Raw genomic sequence first — 2,851 nt, forward strand, 5'->3', positions numbered from 1 at the left:
GTTATTTCCGATTTTAGCCTAGAAAATAGAAATGAAAACTTAAAAAACTATCTTAAGTTTCTAAAAAAGTTGCATCGCGAATAGGTCGCAGCATAAGCCTATTTTGAAAACCTAGAAGGAGTAAGTATACTACCGTATAAGGTAAATATAAAAGTAGACAACTTGCTTCAAAAATTCGTTATACAAGGCGGTTTTGGAATATAGTAAAATTCTTTTTTTCATCTAAGTTTTCAAAGAAATTTTAAATTAAAAACAATAATATATTAAAATAACAAATTATACTTTATGTCAGATATAAATTTAGAACTATCAATTTACACTTTCACCCTAAAAGAGCGATTTCAAAAAGATAAGTTTATGGACTTCAATGAGTTTTACAGAAAAAAGTTTAGTAAATCGGGTGAAAATAGTCAAAATGTAAAACCAGAGGAATTATATAAGCGATTTGTAGAAATGATGCTAGAAGAATTTAGTACTAAATTTTATCTAAATAAAGATGAAAACAAAGGCATTAGCAGCACAAAAGATATTAGTTATCGTTACAATGAAAGCATAATAGAAGGACTAATCAATGGTGGTAATACAGGATATGGTCATAAAATTTATAATATATTAGATAATGAAAAAACAGTAGGAGCTATATCTAGTAAAGAACTAGCCTCGTTACCGTATTATTTTAAAATATGGACTCCGCCAGATAGTCAGGTGGGTGTAATAATGATTCAAAGCTACAGTATCGGTAGTATCAACAGTATTTTAATTGATTTTTTAAAATTAATTTATGCAAAATATGGTGCGTCATTTAATCGAATAATTCACATTCCAGAGGAACTAAAAGAAAGTTACATAAACAGGAGTTCTGTAAAAAAGGTTACATTTACTAGTACTATTGAAAACAAAGATTCTAGAAAAAAATTTAATAGAGCATTTGAGGATTCTGATGGATTAAAAGTAACAATAAGCGTAGAAGGTTTAAAGAAAACTAATATAGCAAAATTTTTCGCAAAGTTTAATAAAAAAAATCCAATAGGGATAGACTTGGAAGAGTTAGGGATGGAGGATCCTGATAAGTATTTAACCAAATTTTATTATGAAGACGAGCATGGCCGTAAAGCTTATGCCAAGATCAAAGATAAATTTGAAATAAGACCAACAATCGTTCTACCACTAGAAGTTTCTAATGCGAATAGAACGCCAAATCTTATTGAAATCGTTAAATACACTGATGACTTGCTGGAAAAAGTTAAAAAAGAAATAAATTACTAGTGAAAATACTAAAACTTAAAAATATCAGAAGTGAGGCAATCCATTCTCTTTATTATGACAATAGAGATAAATTGATATCGTCAAAACTTAAGCTTAACATTTTTTACTACGGTATACCATGTATTATTTCAACTATTCTTATCTGCTTAAATCAGCTTTTAGATGAAAATTCAATAACCTATTTCATAACTGGTATATCTATTTTTGCTGGATTATTTTTTAATTTACTCATTGTAGTTTCGGAAAAAATGGAAAAAAGGAAGAATCTTTTACATTCTGCATATGAGCCAACCAGTAAATATGCTCAAGACTACAAAATATTTTGCGAGAGACTTATTGCTTCTATTAGCTATGCTATATTACTTTCTATTGCAACTATTGGTTTAATGTTTTTTACGCAGTTAAACTATATACGTCTGGAGAAATATTTTATTAAAGAATTTGTTGATAACCTCAATTTAGTATCAGATTACTTTTTCAATTTCTGGTCATATTTTGTAGGCTTTCAATTTATCATATTGCTCTTGCATATCTTGACAGATATTTACGATATGCTGATTCACGATATGAATACTCAGGAATTTCAAAATGAATAGTAAAGATAGTACTTTGTTAAATTGCTAGATAAAGTTTTACAACCAGTAAAATTGAATACGGATTCAAATTTGAAAACCAAATATTAGAATTTTAATTATTTGGCTTTTAGTGAATGATGATACGTTTTTTTTGTTTGAAGGAAGATTTTTAACTGTTACACTTTAAAAAGTGATCTAATTTGGTAAAAACTTCTTTAATTTAAAGAAGAGTTAAAGGTAATCTGACTGGGCTATCTTTTTTATTTAATTAGAAATATAAAAGTATTATGATAAATATAATTAAAGTAAAACAACGATCATGTCATTATTATAACAAACGCGATCTTAGTAATTTATAATTGTTTGATTACGTGAATTAACACCGGTTTGAGTATTTATTAACGACTGTTATTAAAAAAATGACTAATTTTGCATAGTGAAACAATCAATCAACATAGCGTCAATTTTTCCCAAACATTTATTTTGGGATATGGATCATAGTAAACTTAATCTCTCTAGAGATAAGGATATTATAATTCCACGGGCTTTGTTTGCCACTAACCAGGAAACTTTTGCAACAGATATTGTTAAACTAGAACAGTATTATTCCAAAACACTAATCCTTAAGTACCTTAAAACCACAAAGGAGCGTATTAGTAACGAAGTTTGCGCAATGGTCGCAAAAAGATACAATGTACCCACTTTTGCACGTTTCAAACAAGTATGAGTGCAGTAAGTCCAATCCTAAAACAAACCATTTTAGAATTACAAAATTTATCAAGCATCTCTAAATTTTCGTTAGGTGGTGGTACAAATTTGGCTTTAAGATACAATCACCGTGTTTCAATTGATATCGATTTTATCTCTCCAATAATCATTGATAGAGTTACTTTTGATAAAATTATAGAAGAAGTTTATGCTGCGACCTATTCGCGATGCAACTTTTTTAGAAACTTAAGATAGTTTTTTAAGTTTTCATTTCTATTTTCTAGGCTAAAATCGGAAATAAC

General features: G+C 28.2%; 4 protein-coding genes. All 4 read left to right on the forward strand.

The features are described 5' to 3' along the window. Window positions 1-285: 285 nt before the first annotated feature. The 4 genes from BUC11_RS16385 to BUC11_RS16400 all read left to right on the forward strand — a co-directional run bounded on the left by BUC11_RS16385 (window position 286) and on the right by BUC11_RS16400 (window position 2,804). Window positions 286-1,266: a hypothetical protein gene (locus BUC11_RS16385; protein WP_073355770.1), complete on the forward strand. Its 981-nt coding sequence runs from the start codon at window positions 286-288 to the stop codon at window positions 1,264-1,266. Next, window positions 1,266-1,862 (forward strand): hypothetical protein, encoded by a 597-nt coding sequence (locus BUC11_RS16390; RefSeq protein ID WP_073355771.1) that lies wholly within the window; start codon window positions 1,266-1,268, stop codon window positions 1,860-1,862. The genes BUC11_RS16385 and BUC11_RS16390 overlap by 1 nt, the downstream gene beginning before the upstream one ends. A gap of 415 nt (window positions 1,863-2,277) precedes the next feature. Beyond that, window positions 2,278-2,568: a DUF6922 domain-containing protein gene (locus BUC11_RS16395; RefSeq protein WP_073355773.1), complete on the forward strand. Its 291-nt coding sequence runs from the start codon at window positions 2,278-2,280 to the stop codon at window positions 2,566-2,568. Beyond that, a complete protein-coding gene (locus tag BUC11_RS16400) occupies window positions 2,565-2,804 on the forward strand; it encodes a nucleotidyl transferase AbiEii/AbiGii toxin family protein (RefSeq protein WP_073355774.1) in 240 nt (79 codons plus the stop codon). Before BUC11_RS16395 ends, BUC11_RS16400 begins: the two co-directional genes overlap by 4 nt. Window positions 2,805-2,851: the final 47 nt, after the last annotated feature.

The sequence above is a fragment of the Flavobacterium xanthum genome, assembly GCF_900142695.1.
Taxonomy (GTDB): domain Bacteria; phylum Bacteroidota; class Bacteroidia; order Flavobacteriales; family Flavobacteriaceae; genus Flavobacterium; species Flavobacterium xanthum.